The 22935-nt window shown below is 36.2% G+C and carries 20 protein-coding genes; 5 read left to right on the forward strand and 15 right to left on the reverse strand.

Annotated features, from left to right (window positions below; all coding sequences use genetic code 11):
- The first annotated feature begins 53 nt into the window (after nucleotides 1-53).
- Complete coding sequence (locus tag AC0J6S_RS04975) at nucleotides 54-2801, forward strand: cadherin domain-containing protein (RefSeq protein WP_474955710.1); 2748 nt, start codon at nucleotides 54-56, stop codon at nucleotides 2799-2801.
- Nucleotides 2802-2861: 60 nt separating this feature from the next.
- The gene (locus AC0J6S_RS04980; protein ID WP_474955711.1) at nucleotides 2862-3737 is read left to right on the forward strand and encodes a PorP/SprF family type IX secretion system membrane protein; all 876 of its coding nucleotides are present in this window, start codon (nucleotides 2862-2864) and stop codon (nucleotides 3735-3737) included.
- 529 nt (nucleotides 3738-4266) lie between these two features.
- On the opposite strand, the gene AC0J6S_RS04985 is transcribed toward AC0J6S_RS04980, so the two are convergent.
- The 15 genes from AC0J6S_RS04985 to AC0J6S_RS05055 all read right to left on the reverse strand — a co-directional run bounded on the left by AC0J6S_RS04985 (nucleotide 4267) and on the right by AC0J6S_RS05055 (nucleotide 20852).
- Nucleotides 4267-4923: a CoA transferase subunit B gene (locus tag AC0J6S_RS04985; RefSeq protein ID WP_474955712.1), complete on the reverse strand. Its 657-nt coding sequence runs from the start codon at nucleotides 4921-4923 to the stop codon at nucleotides 4267-4269.
- Nucleotides 4924-5012: 89 nt separating this feature from the next.
- A complete protein-coding gene (locus tag AC0J6S_RS04990) occupies nucleotides 5013-5714 on the reverse strand; it encodes a CoA transferase subunit A (protein ID WP_474955713.1) in 702 nt (233 codons plus the stop codon).
- A gap of 189 nt (nucleotides 5715-5903) precedes the next feature.
- A complete protein-coding gene (locus tag AC0J6S_RS04995) occupies nucleotides 5904-8213 on the reverse strand; it encodes a penicillin-binding protein 1A (protein WP_474955714.1) in 2310 nt (769 codons plus the stop codon).
- Between the two features lie 9 nt (nucleotides 8214-8222).
- A complete protein-coding gene (locus AC0J6S_RS05000; protein ID WP_474955715.1) occupies nucleotides 8223-8702 on the reverse strand; it encodes a gliding motility lipoprotein GldH in 480 nt (159 codons plus the stop codon).
- Complete coding sequence (locus AC0J6S_RS05005) at nucleotides 8686-9990, reverse strand: PSP1 domain-containing protein (protein WP_474955716.1); 1305 nt, start codon at nucleotides 9988-9990, stop codon at nucleotides 8686-8688. The genes AC0J6S_RS05000 and AC0J6S_RS05005 overlap by 17 nt, the downstream gene beginning before the upstream one ends.
- A 187-nt stretch (nucleotides 9991-10177) precedes the next feature.
- Nucleotides 10178-10408: a ferredoxin gene (locus AC0J6S_RS05010; protein WP_113664630.1), complete on the reverse strand. Its 231-nt coding sequence runs from the start codon at nucleotides 10406-10408 to the stop codon at nucleotides 10178-10180.
- Nucleotides 10408-11649, reverse strand: a complete 1242-nt coding sequence (locus AC0J6S_RS05015) for a peptidase U32 family protein (protein ID WP_474955717.1) — start codon at nucleotides 11647-11649, stop codon at nucleotides 10408-10410. Before AC0J6S_RS05015 ends, AC0J6S_RS05010 begins: the two co-directional genes overlap by 1 nt.
- Nucleotides 11650-11655: 6 nt before the next feature.
- Nucleotides 11656-13023 (reverse strand): oxygen-dependent tRNA uridine(34) hydroxylase TrhO, encoded by a 1368-nt coding sequence (trhO, locus tag AC0J6S_RS05020; RefSeq protein ID WP_474955718.1) that lies wholly within the window; start codon nucleotides 13021-13023, stop codon nucleotides 11656-11658.
- 329 nt (nucleotides 13024-13352) lie between these two features.
- The gene (locus AC0J6S_RS05025) at nucleotides 13353-14291 is read right to left on the reverse strand and encodes a serine hydrolase domain-containing protein (protein WP_474955719.1); all 939 of its coding nucleotides are present in this window, start codon (nucleotides 14289-14291) and stop codon (nucleotides 13353-13355) included.
- A gap of 378 nt (nucleotides 14292-14669) precedes the next feature.
- A complete protein-coding gene (locus AC0J6S_RS05030; protein ID WP_131907898.1) occupies nucleotides 14670-15080 on the reverse strand; it encodes a BrxA/BrxB family bacilliredoxin in 411 nt (136 codons plus the stop codon).
- A 101-nt stretch (nucleotides 15081-15181) separates the two neighbouring features.
- Nucleotides 15182-16333 (reverse strand): lycopene cyclase family protein, encoded by a 1152-nt coding sequence (locus AC0J6S_RS05035; RefSeq protein ID WP_474955720.1) that lies wholly within the window; start codon nucleotides 16331-16333, stop codon nucleotides 15182-15184.
- A gap of 36 nt (nucleotides 16334-16369) precedes the next feature.
- Nucleotides 16370-16837 (reverse strand): thioredoxin family protein, encoded by a 468-nt coding sequence (locus AC0J6S_RS05040; protein WP_474955721.1) that lies wholly within the window; start codon nucleotides 16835-16837, stop codon nucleotides 16370-16372.
- On the reverse strand, nucleotides 16837-19080 hold the full coding sequence (locus AC0J6S_RS05045; protein ID WP_474956326.1) for a TonB-dependent receptor: 2244 nt from the start codon (nucleotides 19078-19080) through the stop codon (nucleotides 16837-16839). The genes AC0J6S_RS05040 and AC0J6S_RS05045 overlap by 1 nt, the downstream gene beginning before the upstream one ends.
- A 181-nt stretch (nucleotides 19081-19261) precedes the next feature.
- A complete protein-coding gene (locus AC0J6S_RS05050) occupies nucleotides 19262-20503 on the reverse strand; it encodes a GTP-binding protein (protein WP_474955722.1) in 1242 nt (413 codons plus the stop codon).
- 121 nt (nucleotides 20504-20624) lie between these two features.
- Nucleotides 20625-20852: a hypothetical protein gene (locus tag AC0J6S_RS05055; RefSeq protein WP_474955723.1), complete on the reverse strand. Its 228-nt coding sequence runs from the start codon at nucleotides 20850-20852 to the stop codon at nucleotides 20625-20627.
- 90 nt (nucleotides 20853-20942) lie between these two features.
- Here AC0J6S_RS05055 and AC0J6S_RS05060 point away from each other — a divergent pair, with 90 nt between their 5' ends.
- From AC0J6S_RS05060 to AC0J6S_RS05070, 3 genes are all read left to right on the forward strand, one after another.
- A complete protein-coding gene (locus tag AC0J6S_RS05060) occupies nucleotides 20943-21326 on the forward strand; it encodes a Fur family transcriptional regulator (RefSeq protein ID WP_474955724.1) in 384 nt (127 codons plus the stop codon).
- Nucleotides 21327-21464: 138 nt separating this feature from the next.
- Nucleotides 21465-22112 (forward strand): metal-dependent transcriptional regulator, encoded by a 648-nt coding sequence (locus AC0J6S_RS05065; protein ID WP_474955725.1) that lies wholly within the window; start codon nucleotides 21465-21467, stop codon nucleotides 22110-22112.
- 2 nt (nucleotides 22113-22114) lie between these two features.
- Nucleotides 22115-22933: a ZIP family metal transporter gene (locus AC0J6S_RS05070; protein ID WP_474955726.1), complete on the forward strand. Its 819-nt coding sequence runs from the start codon at nucleotides 22115-22117 to the stop codon at nucleotides 22931-22933.
- Nucleotides 22934-22935 lie beyond the last annotated feature (2 nt).

Here is a 22935-nt window from a genome sequence, read left to right on the forward strand (position 1 = left end):
CAAGACACCATTTTAGGTGTTTTGGCAATTTAAATCAATTTAAAATTTAAACTATGAAAAATTTTATATACAGCACTATTGTACTGTTTCTAGTGAGTTTTAGCACTTTTGGTCAGTCTCCGTCTTGGACTTTGAAGGAAAATGATTTTCAATACACAATGACTTTTGTTGGATCTTTAAATATTGATGGAGTTCGATTAGCTAATGTTAATGATAAAGTAGCTGCATTTGTAAATGGAGAATGTCGCGGTGTAACTAATTTGATCTATGTGGCTACCGAAAACAAGTACTATGCTTATCTGACTGTTTTTGCGAATACAAATAATGAAACGATAAGTTTTAAAATGTATGATTCGACAAAAAACGTTGTTAAAGATGTTTTTAAAACAGCAAGTTTTACATCCAATGCCAATTTTGGGAATCTGTCTCAAACGTATATTTTTTCAAACAATGCTTTACGTCAAGGTGCAGATCTTTTAGATGTTGGTTTTGTTGGCGTGACTCGCAATGACATAACCATTGTAGGTAATAAAGTAACAGTGTTTCTTAATCCAGGACAAACGGTAAAAGCATTAAATAATACTTTTACAAGTAGCCCTGGGGCTACCGTGTATATTGGAAATGTGCAACAAACTTCGGGTTCAAATAGTTTGGATTTTAGCAATCCGGTTGTTTTCAAAGTCTATTCTGAAGATCTAAATGTTGTGAAGGAATGGACTGTTGCGGTGCAAATGCCTGCCTATCCTGTTACTTTACCGACTGTTTTTACTTTGTCAAAATTAACGATAAACGAAAACCAAGCTGTGGGAACTGTAGTAGGCGATTTTAATGTACTGATAGAAGATAGAGTCGTTTCGGATCTTTCGCTTGTTGCTGGTGACGGAGGTTTTGATAATTCTTCATTTGAAATTATAGGAAATAAACTATTAGTGAAAAGCATCTTCGATTTTGAAACGAAAAGTATTTATAAAATTCGTGTTCAAGGGATAAGTATTCGTAAAGAAGTTGTCGAGAAAATTTTTGAAATAACGGTTCTAGACGATAAATTACCAACGGTTTTTACTTTATCAAAATCAACTATCGAGGAGAACCAAGCTATTGGAACTGTTGTAGGTGATTTTACAGTCGCTAAAGAAGATAGAACTGCATTTACCTTATCATTAGTTGACGGAATAGGCGGTGAGGATAATTCTTCATTCGAAATCGCAGGAAATAGTTTGAAGGTGAAGAGCATTTTTGACTTCGAAACTAAAAATATTTACAAAATTCGTGTGCAAGCAGCAAGCAGTCGTGGAGATGTTTTAGAGCAAGCTTTCACGTTAACAGTATTAGACGATAAATTACCAACGGTTTTTACTTTATCTAAATTAACCATTGACGAAAATCAACCTGTTGCAACTGTGGTTGGAGACTTTACGGTTGTTAGGGAAGATAGAAATGCATTTGTATTAACTTTTATCGAAGGTGTGGGTGCAGATGATAATGCTTCTTTTGAAATTATTGGCAATAGCCTGAAGGTGAAAAGTATTTTTGACTTCGAATCAAAAAGTACTTACAAAATTCGTGTTCAAGCGGCAAGTAGTCGTGGAGATGTTTTAGAGCAATCTTTTACGATCACAGTACTAGATGATAAATTACCAACTATTTTTAGTTTGTCCAAAGTGAACATTGACGAGAACCAAGTTGTTGCTTCTGTAGTGGGTGATTTTACGGTGATTAAGGAAAATCGCACTGTATTTGCCTTAACATTAGTTGATGGTGTAGGCGGAGAGGATAATGCCTCATTCGAAATCACAGGAAATAGCTTGAAGTCTAAAGAAATGTTTGACTTTGAAACTAAAAACAGTTACAAAATTCGTATTAAGGCACAAAATACCTTGGGCGAAGTACTGTTTGCTAACTATGTAATTACTATCAATGACATCAATGACACCCCTGTTTTAATCACAATAAGTAATGATAAAATCAATGAAAATCTACCTGCGGGTACTGTCATAGGAACATTAAGGACTAAAGATCAGGATAAGGATACTAGTTTATATGGCTTTTCTATAAGCGGTTCTGATTATTTGAACTTTGATCTTGTAGGTGATCAGCTGGTGTTAAAGAAAAGTTTGGATTTCGAAAAGCAAAACGTTTTTCAATTTGAGCTTATTAGTAATGATCAAAGAGGTGGTGAAGTAAAGGAGAAAATTACTATTTACGCCCTAGACGTAAACGAAAATCCAGTAATCACTAAAAATGTTGGATCAAATGCAGTAGACTTTGTGTTAGCAGGTTTGTCTAATAATGCTACTGATATTGGCAAAGTAGAAGCAACAGATGTGGATGCAAATAGCGTCCTAAGTTGGGAAATAAGCCCGGGTCAGCAAGTTCCTTTTGTCATTACTAAAGACGGAATTTTAAGCTTTGATGGTACAATTGATCCTAACAACAAAACGAGCTATAGTTTTACCGTTAAAGTAACAGATAATGGATCTCCTAAACTGTCTGATACCGTTACTGTAAACGTAACTATTGAGTTTACAGTTAATGATACTTTGATGTACAACAATTTGGTTTCGCCAAATGGAGATGGTCTCAATGATCGATTACTCATTAATAATATACAGTTGTACAGTAATTATGTTTTGGCTATTTATAATTCTAAAGGTCAAATGGTTCTCAGTACGAGCAATTATAAAAATGACTGGACGGGTAATGGCTTAGCAGAAGGAGAGTATTATTTATATTTTACAGGAAAGGACCCAAGCAACAAAGAACGTGTTTACAAAGAGCTTGTTAGGCTGGTTTACAATTAGTGTAACAACTTCAAATTACCATAAGTTAAACTTTGTAAATGATCAATAATTAAAAAATAAATGAAATATTTAGGAAAAAATATAGTGTACAGTGTAGTTCTTGTCTTGTTCATTATCTCTTCGGGTAAGGCGCAGTACCAATTAAACAATCGCTTGATTCAGCAAAATAAGTTAGGTGTCAATGTTGCCTATGCTGGTGAGCTCGATAAAATGCGCATGTCACTCGTAGTAGGATCAACTCCAAACAAAGTCGAAGATGCTAATGCATTCAAATGGCAGCAACTAACCCTTGATTTGCCACTGGGCAGTAAGTTATCAACAGCAACGGTTTTTACTAAAATAACTGCGGGTAGTTTTTCGCAAATGCAAGTTAAACAAGCCTTCGCTTATCGGGTGGATTTATCCGAAAACCAAACGTTATCCGTTGGTTTTGGACTGAGTTTTAATCAGCAAAATATCGATTTCAAAACTGGCTTTACGCCAAATAGTTTTGTGGATTTAAATGATCCTTATTTGTCTGGAGAGAATTTCTATGAAAACAAACTGGGCTTAGAACTTGGTTTTGTCTACAAGTTTAAAAACTTCCAATTCTCAGTAGCGCTTCCTTCTTTAGGTAAAGAAAAACCGTACAACAATGAAGTCACAGCCTACACAGAGTACAAGTTTAAAGTAGGTAAAGAGCTTGATCTTGTTCCGTCGATTTTGTATGCACAAACACAAAGTAATCGATATGAACTAACCAATAGTTTGAATTTGAATTACCAAAAAAGAGGTTGGCTACAGGTTGGTTATGTAGATAATGGCCAGATTAATATGGGCTTTGGATTGAATATAAAAGGGCTTGGAGTTGGTTACAATTTCGGTTATGTTCAGCAAGACAAAGTCAGTGCCATTTTTGGAAACAGCCATCAATTTGGCCTGTTCTTCAATTTGTAACTGTAAAAGATGGGATAACATTAGACTTATCAAATTTTAACCACAGATATTCAAATATTTATTATTTGTGTGTCTGTGGTTTTTTTTCAGCGTTTTTTTCTGCTCCTCAATGTGCGTCTAATGCTCCATTTTCTTTGTTAACATTTTTGAATTCTGCAGCAGTACAATTATTTTCTGTATCTACAAAGTTGATAGTAGTAGAATAATTTGTTCCTTTTTTTTATGTAGTAAGTCATTATTTCGCATCCGTGTGCATCCTCCGTTAATATGCAGATAGCTCCGCTTAAAGTAGTTCTGATGGATTGTTTCCCGGAATTTCGGGTAGCTGCAATAGCTTCGCTTGTATTTTGAGTTTTATTTACTGCTTTATTTTCAGTTGGTGCGAATTTTAAGAAAACTCACGTTTGTCAGGCTAATTCTTTTGTGATATGGTTTTTCGTTGTAATAAAGTGTAGTAATTAGATTGAAAATAAAAAATGCATCCTGATTAGGGATGCATTTTGTTGTAAAATATTTTCGTTAATTACTATTAATCTATTGCCATTTCTGGAATTTCTCCATCAATGATTAGTGTTGCTTCGGTGGAAGCGATGATGTGTTCAACTGTAACGCCTGGCGCACGCTCTAAAAGCTTAAAACCTGCTGGAGTAACTTCTAGTACTGCAAGCTCTGTTACTACTTTTTTAACGCAGCCTACACCCGTTAATGGCAAAGAGCATTTTTTAAGAATTTTTGATTCTCCGGCTTTGTTAACGTGCATCATGGCAACAATAATATTCTCAGCCGAAGCCACTAAATCCATTGCGCCTCCCATTCCTTTGACCATTTTTCCTGGAATTTTCCAGTTAGCAATATCACCATTTTCGGCCACTTCCATCGCTCCAAGAATTGTTAAATCAACATGTTGTCCACGGATCATTCCAAAACTGAAAGCAGAATCAAAGAAACTTGCTCCGGGCAAAGTAGTGATGGTTTGTTTCCCTGCGTTGATTAAATCCGCGTCTTCATCGCCTTCAAAAGGAAAAGGACCCATGCCAAGAATTCCGTTTTCACTTTGAAATTCAACGTCAATTCCTTCCGGAATATAATTAGCGACAAGTGTAGGAATTCCGATTCCGAGATTCACGTAATAACGGTCTTTCAATTCTTGTGCAATTCGTTTTGCTATTCCTATTTTGTCTAACATAAATAAAACTGTTTAGATTTTTTAAACCATTAAGAAATTAAGGTTCATTAAGTTTAATAAATAAAGAGTTATCTCTATTCGTCTATTATCTATTTTCGTTCTCTAACGGTACGTTGCTCGATTCTCTTTTCGTATTGCTCTCCTTGAAAGATGCGTTGTACGAATATCCCAGGAATATGAATTTCGTTTGGATCTAAACTTCCTGCAGGCAGTAATTCTTCTACTTCGGCGATAGTAATTTTTGCTGCTCCGGCCATACAAGGATTGAAATTTCTTGCAGTTCCTTTGAATATTAAGTTTCCGGCTTCATCACCTTTCCATGCTTTTACGATCGCATAATCAGCATTGAAAGCATGTTCCATGACATGCATTTTACCATTGAATTCACGGACTTCTTTACCCTCGGCTACTTCAGTTCCATAACCGGCTGGTGTGAAAAAAGCAGGAATTCCTGCTTGTGCCGCACGACAACGTTCTGCTAAAGTTCCTTGAGGAATAAGATCTACTTCTAGTTCTCCAGAAAGCATTTGGCGTTCAAATTCGGCATTTTCGCCCACGTATGATGAAATCATTTTCTTGACTTGACGCTTTTGTAAAAGCAGTCCAAGACCAAAATCATCGACACCCGCATTGTTTGAAATACAGGTTAAATCCTTAGTTGCTTTTTTTACTAATTCGGCTATGGAATTTTCTGGAATACCACATAATCCGAAACCGCCAAGCATGATAGTCATCCCATTTTCAATTCCTTGAAGGGCGTCCTGAACGTTATTTACTTTTTTGTTAATCATATAAGTGATTTGCTGTTTGTCGAATATTATTTAAAGAAGAAGTAAGTCTGTTTGTAATACTAAGAACAACAGAATTTGAATTTTAGAACCAAAGCCCTAGCCCAGATAAAAGCGACATCCTTTCTGGTCCTGATTTTTTCAGGATCAGAAAGATATAGCGGTTAGCTGGATTAGCTCCAGATGAAACTTTTACAATTCAAATTCTTCGGTATCTTGTTCTACGGCAGTTGTGTCTACTACTTTTCTAGGTACGTAACAGTCTACTTTTATAGAAAGATTTGCGGGTCTTTCAAAGCTTTCCTTAGAAACTTTGAGGGCCGGATCAGCATAACACAGCTTCATGAAATAACCCCAAACCGGTAGTGCTGCTGTGGCTCCCTGACCGTAAGTAAGGCTTTTGAAACGTGCTGAACGATCCTCGCAACCGACCCAAACACCGGTTACAAGATTAGGAACCATTCCCATAAACCAACCATCAGACTGGTTTTGTGTAGTTCCTGTTTTTCCCGCAATTGGGTTTTTAAATTGATACGGATAACCGGTCCAACGGTTGTCTCCGCTTCCGCCGCCAGTGGTACGCAAACGATCTCCAGATCCACCCTCGGTCACACCTTCTAGTAATTTGACAACCGCATAAGCGATATCTTTATTTAAAACATCATGAGACTCAGGAATTGGCTCGTAGATTATCACACCACTTTTATCTTCAATTTTAGATATAAATTGTGGTTTCATATAAACGCCTTGATTGGCAAAAGTGCTGTAAGCAGCAACCATGTCTTCAACAGTTATTTCAACAGCTCCCAACGCAATGGAAGGTTGGTTTACAATTTCGGATTTTACGCCTAATTTATGGGTTAAATCGATTACGGCTTCCGGTCCAACTTTATCAATTAATTTTGCTGATATCGTATTTATGGAATTTGCCAAACCTCTTTTCAAAGTAACCATTCCGCGGTATTTGTTGTCTGAATTTCTAGGTTCCCAATCTTCGGTAACATGATGGCGTCCTTTTCTGATTACGAATGGTCCGTCAATAATCGAGTCACAAGGAGACATATTCAATTGTTCGATGGCGGTTGCGTAAACAAACGGTTTGAAAGTCGAACCTACTTGTCTGGCACCTTGTCCTACGTGATCGTACTGGAAATATTTATAATTGATACCACCAACCCAAGCTTTTACATTACCGGTTTGCGGTTCCATGGCCATCAATCCAGATTGTAAAAAATGTTTGTAATATCGAATAGAATCCAGCGGTGTCATGATAGTATCTTTTTCTCCTTTCCAAGAAAAGACGGTCATTTCTGTTTTTTCGCTAAATGATTTTATAATTTCTTCGTCACTTTTATCCATTGATTTCATCACAGCCCAGCGGTTGGATGATTTCATGGCCTGATTCAGAATGCGTTGTGTTTCTACAGAAGAAATATTGACAAAAGGAGCATTTTTATTTCCTTTAGATTGATTGAAAAACTCTTCTTGAAGGTTTGCCATGTGCGCCGTAACCGCTTCTTCAGCATGCAATTGCATTCTGGAATCAATAGTGGTGTAAATTTTCAGACCGTCCTTATATATGTCGTAATCAGAACCATCCGGCTTTTTATTTTCTTCAGCCCATTTTTTCATGTAATCACGCAGGTATTCTCTAAAATAGGTAGCCGTTCCTTCTTTATGGGTTTCTAATTTGAAATTTAATTTAATTGGTAAACTTTGCAATCTTTCTTTCTCTTCTTTTGAAATGATTTTCCCTTTTTCCATTTGCGAAAGCACCACATTTCTGCGGTTTTTCACTCCTTGTGGGTTTCTGATAGGATTGTATAAACCAGAGTTTTTGAACATTCCAACCAATATTGCCGATTCACTGATGGTTAAATCTTTTGGCTCTTTCGAAAAATAGGTTTTTGCCGCAGAACTTACTCCAACAGAATTATTTCCAAAATCATACACGTTGCAATACATCGCAATAATTTCATTTTTAGTGTATTGTCTTTCCAGACGGATGGCGACTATCCATTCTTGTGCTTTTTGTATGATTCTAAAAGGTAGGAATTTAGAACCTTCTCCGTGTAGCAATTGTTTGGCAAATTGCTGAGTCAATGTACTCGCTCCACCGCTAGTTCCTAAACTGAAAATGGCTCTCAAAGTTCCTCTGCCATCAATGCCAGAATGCTCATAAAAGCGAGCGTCTTCCGTAGCGATTAATGCATCAATTAAATTTTTTGGTAAATCAGAATAGTGCAATTGAGACCTGTTTTTTTCAAAATACTTTCCTAAAACTACTCCGTCAGCCGATATGATTTCGGTAGCTAAATTAGAATCAGGATTTTCTAAATCTTCAAATGAAGGCATCGAACCAAAGATTCCCCATGAAGCAAATAGGAAAAACAAACCGATGCCTCCCAAGCCTATAAAGAAGATTTTCCAAAATTTCCTTTGATAATGTGCAACATCTTTGACAGTACCTTTTGCTTGATTATTATTTTTTTTGATAGCCATAATACTATTTTATTCTTTTTTTTCTATTCTAAAACCTACCTCTGTAATTCCATTTAAAGCTGTTACGCCAGGAACTTTGCCGTTTTCTCTAACGGCCTGTTTGATGTGGACTTTGTATTTTGATTTGAATCTTACATTTTCTTTGTAAAAGAGCTTGCTTTCTTTTAAATCTGAGAAACCATTTCCTAAAAGTGTTCCGTCCGTATCGGCCATTTGGTATTCAAGGGTGTCCACTTTTGTAAAACCAGTTGGTAATTCTAATGCCACAATTAAAAACAGATTATTGAATTGATAATTGTTATTGGCTCGCAAATTCACAAATAGATTGTATCGTTTTGTGGAATCTAATTCTGGTAAGTTAAACGTTACAATACTGTCTTTGTGCCAAGCATTACCAACAGATTTATATTCATCAAAAACTCTTTTTTTATCACATGAAGAAAAGAGAATCACAACCAAAAGAAGTAAAGCGCTATTTTTTATCCACATTTTTAGTAATAATTATTGGTTTTCTTGGCTCTGCAGGTTTTTTTTCTGCGGGAGCGTGACGGTTATTGGTTGCAGGTTTATTGTTGTTATTGTTATTGTTTGCAAGTTTATTGTTATTTGCAGGCTTATTATTGTTAGCCACAATTACATTTTCTCCCGCAGGTTTGCGTTTTTTGTTTGGTTTTTTCTTTGCTTTGGGTTGATCAAAACGAGTTAAACTTTCCTGACCCATTGCATTATTGAAGTTTTTCTCCGGCTCAACAATCAGCTCGATAGCATAATCTTCTAACGATGAAACTTTGTTTTTTAATTTGTTTTCAGCAACAATTTCTTTGACCTGATCAATTTTTAGAACATGCCAGTTGGCGAAATTATTAGTATAAGCAAACCACATCAAACCCTTAAAAATATCTTGTTTTTGGCAAATGGCATCTCCTTTTTCGGTTACCAATTTTGTTTCGAAATCCGGAAAATCTTTCAACGCATCCATGTAGGTATCCAACTCATAGTTCAAGCAGCATTTTAATTTTCCGCATTGTCCTGCCAGTTTTTGTGGATTCAAAGACAGTTGTTGGTAACGTGCCGCAGAAGTATTTACACTTCTAAAATCCGTCAACCAAGTAGAACAACAAAGTTCTCTTCCGCAAGAACCAATTCCGCCTAAACGAGCTGCTTCCTGACGGAAACCAACTTGTTTCATCTCGATACGAGTGCTGAATTCTTTAGCAAAATCTTTAATTAATGCTCGAAAGTCAATACGGTCATTTGCTGTGTAATAAAACGTAGCTTTAGATCCATCACCTTGAAATTCAATATCTGAAATTTTCATTTCCAGTTTTTGAGCAATTGCCAGTTCTCGTGCGCGTACCTTCATTGGCTCTTCACGATCTCTTGCTGCGGACCAAATATCAATATCTTTTTGAGATGCTTTTCTATATATTTTCGGAATTTCATTGCTTGCAGGATTGGCTCCTTTTTTCTTCATTTGAATTTTAACTAATTCTCCCGTCAAAGTAACAATTCCTATATCATGACCCGGAGAAGCAACAGTAGCAACAATGTCGCCCATGCTTAACGTTAATTTCTCGGTATTGCGGTAAAATTCTTTTCTTCCGTTTTTGAAACGTACTTCTACACAGTCAAAAGGGGCGTCGCCATTGGGTAAACTCATATTAGAAAGCCAATCGAAAACCGTTAATTTGTTGCAGCTATCGGTGCCGCAAGTCCCATTATTTTTACAACCTTTAGGTGCGCCACCATCAGAAGTTGAACAACTTGTACATGCCATAATCTTATATGTAGTGTTGCGACGAGCACAACTTAAGTTCTTAAAACGTTTAATGTGTAAAGATAGTATTTTTTAATTTTACGGCACAACGCATAAAAGAACCAATAAATCATAAATTTTTAATAAAAAAACCCACTACAAATAAAATTGTAATGGGTTAAATATAAATCTATCTTTAATTAAAAGCTTAAGTTTCTTTCACCGAAATTATTTTCACCGGACATGCTTTTGCTGCCAATTCGCAACTTTCAACAATGGAGTGGTCGTGCGATTTTAAAGTAAAAAAGCCTTTGGCATTTTGCGAATGAATCAAAACTGATTTTCCGTCTTTCTTAGACATTTGAAATTGAACCGGCGCCATTTCAACGCAATAATTACAGCCAATACATTTGTCTCTTTGTAAAGTAACAATAACCATTAGGCTTCCACAATTTTATATAATTTGTCCGACATTCTAATTCTGAAAGGTAATTTTAAAGTACAATCATCGCCTTTGGTGGCTTTGTCAGCCGTAATATCATTGACAAACATTTCGTCGATAATCATTTCCTGCGCTCCGGTGCTTGGTCCTGTTACCAGAATTTTATCTCCAATTTTGATGTCGTACGCTTCAATTTTGAATTGACCAATGTTGGCTTTCGGGAAATAATGGGTTCCTTTTCCCACATAGACTTTTTTCTGTGTAGCCATCGATCCGGAAACATCACTCCATTCTCCCAATTCTTGTCCGAGATAATAACCGGACCAAAAACCGCGATTGTAAACGGTGTTTAACGCTTCCATCCAATCCACTACTTTTTCTTTAGAAAACGAACCTTCATAATAACTGTCAATCGCCTCCCGATAGGTTTTGATCACGGTGGCGACATATTCAGGAGCACGGCGACGGCCTTCAATTTTCAACACCTTAATACCGGAATCAATGACTTGGTCCAGAAAATCTAAAGTGCATAAATCTTTTGGAGACATTAAATATTCGTTATCGACTTCGATTTCAAAACCAGTTTCCTGGTCAATTACCGTGTATTTTTTGCGGCAATTTTGTTTGCACGCACCACGATTTGCCGAGGAATTATTAGAATGTAAACTCAAGTAGCATTTTCCTGAAACTGCCATACACAAAGCGCCATGACCAAAAATTTCAATCTCCACCAAGTTTCCGTTTGGACCTTTAATTTGTTCTTTTTCGATTTGAGCGGTGATGCTTTTTACTTGACGTAAACTCAATTCCCGACTTAAAACCATCGTGTCTGCAAATAAACTGTAGAATTTTATGGTTTCAATGTTGGTCACATTCAGTTGAGTCGAAATATGAATTTCCATCCCAATGCCTCTTGCTATAGCGATGACCGCTTGATCAGAAGCGATAACTGCAGTGATATTCGCTTCTTTGGCTTTGTTCAGTAGGGTCTTTACGACGGATAAATCGTGGTCGTAAATTATAGTGTTTAAGGTCAAGTAACTTCGAACATTCTTCGCTTCGCAGCGTTTTGCTATTTCCGGCAAATCGTCCATGGTGAAATTCACGGTGGCTCTAGCGCGCATGTTCAATTGCTCTACGCCAAAGTAAATAGAATCCGCACCATTATCTAATCCGGCTTGAAGCGACTCAAAGTTCCCGGCGGGAGCCATAAGTTCTATTTTGTTATTCGATATCATGATAAATTAGTCTAAAACTTTATATAATTTATCAGATAGTCGAATTCGGAATGGTAATTTGAACGTGCAAGTATCTCCAGAAACTGCTTTTTCTTGAGCTAAATCGTTCACCAGCATTTCTTCGATTACTACTTTTTGTTCTCCGGTTGTGGAACCTTTGATTAAAATCGTATCGCCAATTTTTATTTCGTTTTCTTCAATTAAAAATTGACCGATACTTGGTTTTGGAAAAAAATGCGTTCCTTTTCCAATATAAACTTTCTTAATTTTTGGTTCTTTTTTAACGGCAGTCCCGACACTTCGGGATGGTTTCTCAGCAACAAAAACACCATGCGTTTCTTCGTTGTTTTTGAAAGTCAAAACATCTGATTTTCCTTTTTTGAAAATCTTATTTCCGTTTTTAATCCCTCTTCGAATGGCTTTTTGCTCTTCTTCCGGCAAATGAATCACACTCACACATTCAGCAGAACAGCAACCTTCCATTTTTTCTTTGCAAGATTCACATTGGATAAAAAGCAAATGACAACCTTCGTTCACGCAATTGGTATGTACATCGCAAGGTGCGCCACATTGATGGCATTGCGAAACAATATCGTCAGTGATTCTTTCGCCCAAGCGGTGATCAAACACGAAGTTTTTTCCAATGAATTTACTTTCTAATCCTTCGGCTTTTACCTGGCGCGTGTATTCGATAATTCCACCTTCAAGCTGGTATACATTTTCAAAACCTTTGTGTTTGAAATAAGCACTGGCTTTCTCGCAACGGATTCCCCCGGTGCAATACATCAATACTTTTTTGTCTTGTTTGTGTTCAGCAAGTTGTTCTTCTATGATTGGTAAACTTTCACGAAAAGTATCAACATCAGGTTTTATAGCTTTGGTAAAATGTCCAATTTCTGATTCGTAATGATTTCGCATATCGACCACAATCGTATTTGGATCTTCTAGAAGTTCATTGAATTCCTTTGCTTTTAAATGAATTCCTATATTCGTCACATCAAAAGTTTCATCTACCAAACCATCAGCCACAATCTTGTCACGGACTTTTACCGTCAGTTTCAAAAACGAGTGATCGTCTTGCTCTACGGCTATATTCAATCGGATTCCTTTCATGAAATCATAGACTTCAATCGAATCTTTGAACGCATAGAAATTATCGGCAGGCAGTGATAATTGGGCATTGATTCCCTCACTGGCTACATAAATTCGACCCAGAACTTCAAGAGAGTTCCACGCCAGAAATAATTCGTTACGAAATTGTGTTGGATTTGAGATTTGCGCATAAGCATAGAAAGACAGCGTAAGACGTTGTTTTCCGGCATCATCAATCATGATGGCTCTTTCCTCTGCGCTTAATATGTTATACAGTTGCATGCTATAAACAGTTTTAAGTTGAGAAATATATTTTTTGCAAAAGTATGGAAAAAGGTTCAGAGGAGCAAAGTTTTGAAGGAAGTAAGGTTCGTAATCATTACAATAGACGCTTAATTTTCCTTAATCCCTTAATGGTTTCATTTTCTTGGAGCTATTTCCAGCTTTCCGCTATATCTCTTGTTTCCGCTGTCGCTATAACAAGAGGATGCCGCTGTAATCTGGGCTAGGGTAGTTGTGGAATTTAGAAGGTTTAGTTTTTTAAAATTGTAATTATCGCTTCTAGCCACACGAAAGGATTCCCTAGGTAGGGGGAATCGATTATTTTTCAATTAATTTTTTGGAAGGCTATATTTTTGGTCTTTCAATATTGCTATAATCGCATATGATATTTCAAAAACTTTTCCGTTAAAGTTGTTGTTTAATAGAATTATTGTAAATTTTTCATCAACATCAGAAACTAAAATTGCTTCATAATTTCCAGATCTTCCATCATGTAAATGCTCAATTAAATTTCCGTCTTTAAATTTTGCTTGTCCCAAAGCGGATTGAGTTTCATACAAATCAAATTGTTGACCTATTTCGTAAAGTGATTTTTTATTGATTATTTTTTTTGAATGAAGACAATTTGCAAATTTCAGTAAATCAAAGGTTGTTAAGTAAGTGCCACCAGTTATTGGTAAGTCGGATTTGTCCGGAACTAAATTATTATTAAATCCTTTAGCTATGTTTTCTACATTTTCAAAAGGTGTCATAACAGACGAATTCATTTTACAAGGTTTGAATATGAATTTTTCTACGTAACTTTTATAAGACATTCCAGTTAATCGTTCAACAATAAAGTGTCTTAAAAAAATATTATTGTTGTTATAATCGTAATTTGTTCTTGGTTTAAAATCAAGTGAGTTGATTGATTTTAAACCATCAAAAAGATCTTTATCATTTTTAATTTCCCCCCAATTGACATTAGGTATCCCACTTGTATATTGCAATAAATCTATAATTGAAACCTCATTTGCCCATTTTGGTAATTCCGGAATAAATTTAGAAATCTTATCGGTCAATTTTAATTTGCCTTGTTCTTGTAATTGCAATAAAGCAACCGCACTAAATTCTTTTGTAATAGAGCCAATATTGAATTTATAATTGGTAGTTAATTTATTCGTTTTTGTTGCATCAGTAAATCCGAATGAAGCGCTGTATAATATTTTATTGTTTTTTGAAACAAGTACATTTCCGTTAAAAACTCCAATTTGGTTTGACCATTTCATTACAGAGTCAATTTGAACTATTTTTCTTGTTTGAGAAAATGCATTATTTGACAAAAATAAGAGAGTAATGGAAATTGAGAATAGTTGTTTGTAATACTTCATAATTTATTTTTTCTCGTTTTATTGCTTTTGATTAACATTCTCCTAACTATTTACTGTCATCAAATATACACCTCTTTCTAGCACAAAACATCTTCTAGCCCAGATAGTCCCGAAGCTTCGGGAGAAATCCTTTTTTATCCGCTTTTTTAGAGGGGAAAAAGATTGAAACGAATAGCTGGAAAAAGCTCAAAAAAACAATCATCTAAAGTTTATAAATAAAAAACCCTTTCAAAGTGTAATACTCTGAAAGGGTTAATTTATGCTGCAATGTAAATCTTAACAATACTCGTTGAAAGCGTCTTTTAAGTTTTCAGCAATCAATTCTGCTGGGCGACCTTCAATGTGGTGACGCTCTAACATGTGCACTAATTCTCCGTTTTTGAACAAAGCCATACTTGGCGATGATGGAGGAAAAGGGAACATGTGTTGTCTTGCAGCATCAACTGCATCTTTGTCAACTCCTGCAAAAACAGTGATTAAATGGTCTGGTTTTTTAGCGCCATCTAAACTCATTTTTGCTCCTGGACGTGCGTTTCTAGCAGCACAACCACAAACCGAATTTACAACTACAAGCGTTGTTCCTTCTAATTTCATTGCGTTTTCTACTGCTTCAGCACTATGTAAATCTTGAAAACCTGCAGTTGTTAATTCCGCTTGCATTGGTTTTACCATTTCTTCTGGATACATATCTTTTTATTTTAAATCAATATTAATTTTGAGTTGCAAAGTTACAAAGTTTACAATCAAGAACAGGAGTTGAATTATAAAGTTTTGTTATAGTTTGATTGTTATTTTATTGCCTTGAAAGCCACATGAAAAATAGCTTTTATAAATAGCATTTTTGGACATTTTAAAATCACTTGAATGTCTTCGTATAAAGTAGTTTCCTCGTCCAGAAATTTAAAAATTAATGTTGGATTTCCTTTTTTAAACATTGAAGAAAAGATGTTGGAACCCAACTCGTTTTTTCGGTCTAAAATGTCTAACAAAAGCAAATCGTAAAACCAGAATTTGGTCTTTCTATGAAATTTTGTGAAGTCGGTTTCCCTTTGCAGAAAGGTAACCAATTCACTTGATTTTTTATCAGAATTTTTGAAAGTGTAACCCGTACTCGCTTTTGTCCAACCGCCGGAAGTTCCTATATTGAGTACGTTTTTAGTATTTGCTTTCCAAAAAGGATAACACGTCATAGGAATACTGCCTTGCTCTTTTTCGACGATTTCATAATTCGTTATCCCCAATTTTTTGATGTATTGCTGGATTTCGTTTTCATATTCTTCTTTTTTCAAATGCTGGTGCGAAAACAAGGTGTATTCCAGTAATGCTTCAGTTTTAGATGTTGGTAACACGTACATAAAACGGGTATTTCCTTTTTGTTCCACCGAAAAATCCATGAAAGTTGCTTGCTCCGGATTGAAAACGGGCTGTTCGCTTTTGATAAACCAACCAATAAAATGCTGTTGTAAAAGGGGGTATTTAGTCTGACTTTCCGCTTTGTGTTTGTTGTAAATGCTGTTAAATAATTTCGAGCACGAAAAAGATTCACTTTCGGTTTTTACCAGAATTATAGTTTCGGATTCTTCGATTTCTAAGACTTTCTGGTTCACGAAGGTGATGTTTTCTTGTTTCGAAAGCAACTCAAATACCTGCGTGTAAAAATCCAGCCCTTTGACCATATTGTAGTCGTACGGTTGCAAGTCTAAATCCCTGCGAAAATCTTCATTGGCAAATAAAGCCGAATCCCATTTCTTGGAAATAGATTGTTCCCAAACCGAATCACTGGTTTTCCAAAAACACCACGTTCTGTCGTTGGTTTTTTTAGTGTTTTCATCCAATAACAAAATACTTTTATTCTTAAATTTTCCAGATTGCACCATTTTATACACGGTCATCAAAGCCGATAATCCAGCGCCGGTAAAAATATAATCGTAGTGTTTCATTTGGAAATTTGACATTTGCCCCAAAAATAGACAATTTTATTCTTTTAGTTTGGCTAAAATCAGCTTTAATTCTTTTGGTTTTAAGTAGCCGTTGTGCTGAAAAACAATCTCGTTTTCACTATTCAAAACACATAAAACAGGAAAATTCAGTTGCTTATTTATTGTTCCTAATGCGATTGCCAGTTCATGTGTTCCGAAGTTGTTTCCTGTGGGTTTGAATTGAAAAGTGGTTTTGTTGAAGATTACCATTCTTTTTTCTTCGGCATTGAAATCAACAAAATAAACAGTTTTGTTGAGCTCCTTGATGATTTCCTCGTTTTTGAAAGTGGTGTTTTTCATCGCATGACAAAATTGGCACCAATCGGTTTGAATGAAAACAATCGTTTTTCTCTTTTCGATTGTTTGTAAACTGTCTATTTCTTCGAATGAAACCGAATGCAGCTGTGCAAATCCAGCAGGAATTGCGCAGCATAATAACAATAGTAAATAAAGATTTTTTTTCATTATCTTAAGGTATAACGAAGTCCGAAAAAGCTTCTGATTCCTTGGTTAGGTCCATAAACATAAGTCGTATCAAAAGTCAATCCATAAGGGTTTTCAGGTGTTGCCAGCACTTGACCATTAGTATCGTAGGTCACATTTTTATCAAAAGGATCATTGGCCATTCCAATCAAAAATGGATTGTTTTGTTTGGGTAAAAAGTTCAATAGGTTTTTAATTCCAGCATAGAATTCAAATTTTTTTAATCCGGAATACGTGAATTGAATGTTTTGCAAACTGTACCAAGGCGATTCCGGAGCACGCGGATCTAGAGCACTTAAAAGAGGCAATTGCATCGGGCTGTACACATTTCCGGTATAATCTACATTCAGATCTATAGCTTGAAATTTATACGAAACACTCCAGGTTGCCGTAAATTTTTCAGTTAGAAAAGGAGTTTCTTTTTGGCCATTTTCAACGTTTTTATTGTCAAGCAAAGAAGCGCCAGTAATAATCTTTAATCCATTTGGAAAATTGAAATCGATATTCGTACTGATTCCTTGGCTTATCGCATAGCCATTGATGTTGTCATAAATGATTTGGTTGGGATTAGTATCATAATCCGATACTATCTTATTGCTGAATCGCGTATGAAAAAACGAAGTTTCAATTCCAATAAAGGTTCCGTTTTCGAAATTTATTTTTTTGATATAGTTTAAATTGGCATTGATGGATTGTTCAGGTTTTAGGTTATTGGCAATTATAATTTCACGGGCGCCAGTCAAAGCAGCATGATCTTCGGTAAATAAATTCACCACTCTAAAACCTGTTCCGGCATTCAAACGAACAATGTTATTGTCGTTCAATTTCCATTTGTAGGCGATTCGTGGAGTCAAGATGCTTCCGTGAAACGAGTTGTAATCGTAACGCATTCCCAGCAATAGCTTGTGTTTTTCAGTAAACGTAATTTCGTCTTGAACAAAAATTCCCGGCAGCCACGTTTTTTCCGGGTTATTGTTTTCCAATTGTGAAGTTGCCGGCGTATTGTCATCGTAATAATTGTATCGCGTGGCAATTCCGGTAAGCAAATCATGATTTTCTATTTTTTTATCCCAAGTCAATTGTAGAAATCCAATTTTTTGATTCGCAATATAGCTCGTCGTGCCGTACCGACTGTCTTGAAAATGTACGTTTCCTGAAAAAGACAGCATCAGTTTTTCCTGAAACGGCAGTTGATAACTTCCAATCAATTCTGCTCGTTTGGTATAAATACTTTCGCCATAGATTTCGTCACCGCCACGGTGTTTTTTCTCCCAACGCACATCTCCGCCAAAACGGTCTTCATAAACTCCCCGCGCGGCAATGGTAAACAATCGATTTTCTTTTCTTTCAAAAGTCCATTTTTGAAAAAGGGAAATTCGATCCGAAAGGGTAACATCGGTAAAATTATCGTTATCGTTGTCTATTTTTTGATCGTATCTGAAATAATTTAAACCTAAAAGTGCCGTTGCTTTCTTGCCAACATTAAGTTTTACTCCTAAATCAACATTGGTTTCCAACCAAGAAGTGGAAAAAACATCTGCCGAAAATAGGGGAGCGTTAGTTGGATTTTTAGTAATGATATTAATCAAACCGCCCACGGCTTCACTACCATACAAGGAGGAAGCGGGGCCTTTTACAATTTCAATTCGTTCCACCAGTGAGTTTGGAATTCCTGATAATCCATATACCGTGGATAAACTACTCACAATTGGCATTCCGTCGATTAGAACCAAAGTGTAAGGACCTTCAAGCCCATTAATATGAATATCGCCCGTGTTGCAAACGCCACAATTAAGCTGCGGCCGTACGCCATTTACATTCTGTAATGCTTCATAAATACTGGCTGTTGGATTTTTCTTGAAAAATATTGGAGAATAAACTTCTACCGGAACGGCGCTTTCTAATCTTTTTACCGCCTTCAATGTTCCCGAAACCACGACTTCGTTAAGTTGGTTTTCGGTACTTGAAAGTGCAAAATCCAGAATATTATTTTCATTACTTTTGACGGTTATATTCTTTTTTAAAGTTTGAAAACCTTCTGCAACAATTTGTAATTTGTAACTTCCTTCAGCAATTGTATCGATGCTGTACTTTCCTAAGCTATCGGTTTGGGTAGCGTATTTTGTTCCAATTAAAAAAACACGAGCTTCCGAAACTCTTTTTTTTCCTGATGAAACAAAGCCCGAAAGACTTGTTTTTTCTTGGCTGTAGCCAAAGTGAAACATCAAAATAATAGATATATAATATAACTTTTTCACGGTTCTTAAATTAAATTTAGACAAAGCTAAAAATTATATTTGATTTATGTAAAATAATTTTAATTTATGAGTAAAAAAAAACGGTTCATCATGACAATGAACCGCTTGATTACCCAAAAATTAACCAAAACGATCAGGATTTATAACATTATATTTCATTTAAGACGGCCATTTCTTTGTCGTTTTGATATGCTCTAGCAATAGGAAAAGCATCTTTGCTGGAGAAAAAACCATCTTGCAAATCCATAATTTCATCGGCGGTGCAAAGGCAATTTTCTAGTTGTTTCCGAATCAAATTTTCCTCCATTTGCAGGCCTATGAATACGATTTCGTTTAAGCGGTCGCCAAAATTAGCGGTCCATCGTTCCTCAATAATGTCTTGGTTTTGGACAAAATTGTTAAAAGTCATGCGTTCTCCCAGCGACATGCTGGCCCACCATACACCTGCGCCTTCAGCCTTCATAGATCCTCCGGCCTGACTCCAGTTGATGGCTTGCTCCGGTCTGGAAGCAATCCAGCAAAGTCCTTTACTTCTGATGATGTTTTGGGGAAAATACTTTGTCAGGAATTGCCAAAAACGTTGTGGGTGCAAGGGGCGTTCGTCTCGAAAAACAAAAGATGAAATTCCATATTCTTCGGTTTCAGGCGTATGAATTCCTTCGAGTTCCTGCATCCAGCCAGCTGATGATTCGGCTTCTTCGTAGTTAAATAATCCAGTGTTTAAAATGGCGCTTGGTGGTACTTTTCCTAGAACCGAAGTGATTATTGTTGCCACAGGATTCAGTTTCTGGATCGAAGCTTTCAGGATTTCCAATTCTTTTTGGGTAACCAAATCAGTTTTATTCAGAATAACAACGTTGGCAAATTCCACTTGATCGACCAGAAGGTTCACAATTGTACGATTATCGTTTTCAATATCGGATGCTTTTCGGTCTTGAAGGGTTTGGGCTGAGCCAAAATCTTTAAAGAAATTAAAGGCATCGACCACGGTGACCATCGTATCAATAAAACTAAATTGAGATAAATCAATGTTTTCTTCTTCATTTATAAATGAAAACGTTTGAGCTACAGGAATGGGTTCGCTGATTCCGGAGCTTTCAATCAGCAAGTAATCGAAGCGATTTTCTTTGGCTAATTTCTCGACTTCGACCATTAAATCTTCTCGCAACGTACAACAAATACAACCATTACTCATTTCGACTAGTCGTTCTTCTGTGCGAGATAATGTGTTTTCTGCTTTTACCAAATTGGCATCAATGTTAACCTCGCTCATATCATTGACAATGACAGCTACTTTTAAACCTTCTTTATTGTGCAGGATATGATTTAGCAAAGTAGTTTTTCCGGCTCCTAGGAAACCGGATAAAACGGTTACGGGTAATTTTTTCATTAGTGCGTGTTTTTATGATTGCTGTAGTTTATCAAATGCCCTAGGATCATTCCTATGCCACCAATAATTAATAAATTAGTGTGATAATCCAAAAAAATATCAATTAACACACTCAATAGTATTAGGTAATTGAGGTTAAAAGCAATAATGCAACTAGTAAACTTGCTTTCTTTATAATGTTTAAAACCGCCCATAACCCAATAGAAGCAAAAGCTAAATCGACATACGGATTGTGCGACAACCCTAGTGGAAGTATAGACAGTAAAGGGAAAATTAAACAATGGAGCAAGCATAATCCGGCACTCGAAATCCCTAAAATATCCATTTTTAATGATGTAGTTTTCTTCATTTTCTTGTATATTTGCTTAATGCAATTGTGTTGCAAATATAGAAATATATTTTATAACGCAACAATGTTGCGTTTAATTTTTATTGGATTATGAAAACAACTCGAAATACAACCGCCAAAACGACCATTTTAGAAATTATAAAAAATTCTAAAGTTGCTTTATCGCATACTGAAATTCAGGCTTTAAGCCAAAATATTTGTGATCGCGTTACCATTTATAGGGTTTTAGATCGCTTGGTTGCTGAGGATGTGATTCATAAAACAGTAAATTTAGACGGAACAATCAAGTATGCGAGTTGCCATCACCTGCATGATGGTGTTGTACACACCCATAATCATATTCATTTTAGTTGCGAGAAATGCCACTTGGTAACTTGCCTAGAAAATGTAGAACCAACCTTCAAATTACCGTCGAACTACTTGGTGAAAGACGTTAATTTTACGCTTTCCGGATTGTGTCCGAACTGTTTATAGTTTATTGATTTATTTTAGACTTGGCTAAAAATATATTTTTGGTGTACTTTTTTGTTTATATTTGTTGTTGTAATTGGTTTCCAATCACTCTTTTCTACATGATATCTTATGTGGAAAAAACATTCAAAAAAACAGAAAATGACCTTTTCAGAAGAAAATTATCTCAAGACCATTTACCACCTTACTTGGGTTTCGGATGCTGATATCAGCACCAATTCCATTGCTGAAAAAATGGAAACCAAAGCATCATCCGTTACCGATATGCTCAAGAAACTCTCCGAAAAAGACTTAGTCAACTATGTAAAATACCAAGGCGTTTCGCTTACTGATAAAGGGAAATTAGCGGCGAAAATGATTGTTAGAAAACACCGTCTTTGGGAATGTTTTCTCGTGGAGAAATTAGAGTTTTCCTGGGATGAGGTACACGATATTGCGGAGCAATTGGAACACATCAAATCCGAAAAACTCATCAATAAATTGGATGATTTTTTAGGTAATCCTACTGAAGATCCGCATGGAGACCCTATTCCTGATGCACATGGAAGAATTATAAAAGTAGAAAAACAATTGCTTTCGGAATTTGAAAAAAACCAAATCGGGATTTGTGTGGGTGTCAAGGATACTTCTTCTGATTTTTTAAAATATTTAGACAAACAGGAAATCGCTTTGGGTTCCCAAATTGAAATTATAGAGAAGGAAAGTTTTGATTCCTCTTTCCGAATTCGGGTTGGGATCAAAGAATTAACGGTTTCAAATAAAATAGCCAGTAATATTTATATCAAATAATTATGTTTCAATCTATAGTAGATTACTTTACAAGTATCGACCCAATATTAGCCGCTTTGTATGCGAGTTTGTTCACTTGGTTTCTAACCGCGTTAGGAGCTTCTTTCGTTTTTATGTTTAAAACAATGAATCGGACGGTTCTTGACGGAATGCTCGGGTTCACCGGAGGTGTCATGGTTGCGGCCAGTTTTTGGAGTTTATTGGCTCCAGCGATAGAAATGACGGGTGGTGAAGGATTTGCAAAAGTCATTCCAGCAGCTTTTGGTTTTTTCTTGGGAGCGCTTTTCATTTTCGGAATCGATAAAGTATTGCCGCATCTTCACATCAATTTTAAAGTTACTGAAGGAATCAAATCGCCTTGGCAACGCACGACTTTGCTGGTTTCGGCAATTACACTGCACAATATTCCGGAAGGATTGGCCGTGGGAGTTCTTTTTGGGGGAGTAGCCGCCGGGATTCCGGAAGCTTCCATCGCGGGCGCTGTTACGTTAGCAATTGGTATTGGAATTCAGAATTTTCCGGAAGGAATTGCTGTTGCCATGCCGTTGCGCAGAATGGGAATGAGCCGATGGAAAAGTTTTATTTACGGCCAATCTTCAGCATTAGTGGAGCCGGTTGCCGCAGTTTTAGGGGCTTTTGCAGTGACATTTTTTACTCCAATTTTGCCTTATGCTTTGGCTTTTGCCGCAGGCGCAATGATTTTTGTAGTAGTGGAAGAAGTAATTCCGGAAACACAACAGGATAAAAATACCGATATTGCCACGCTTGGATTCGTTGGAGGATTTATTGTGATGATGGTTTTGGATGTTGCTTTGGGATAGTA

Source organism: Flavobacterium sp. TS_SC_5, from assembly GCF_056156265.1.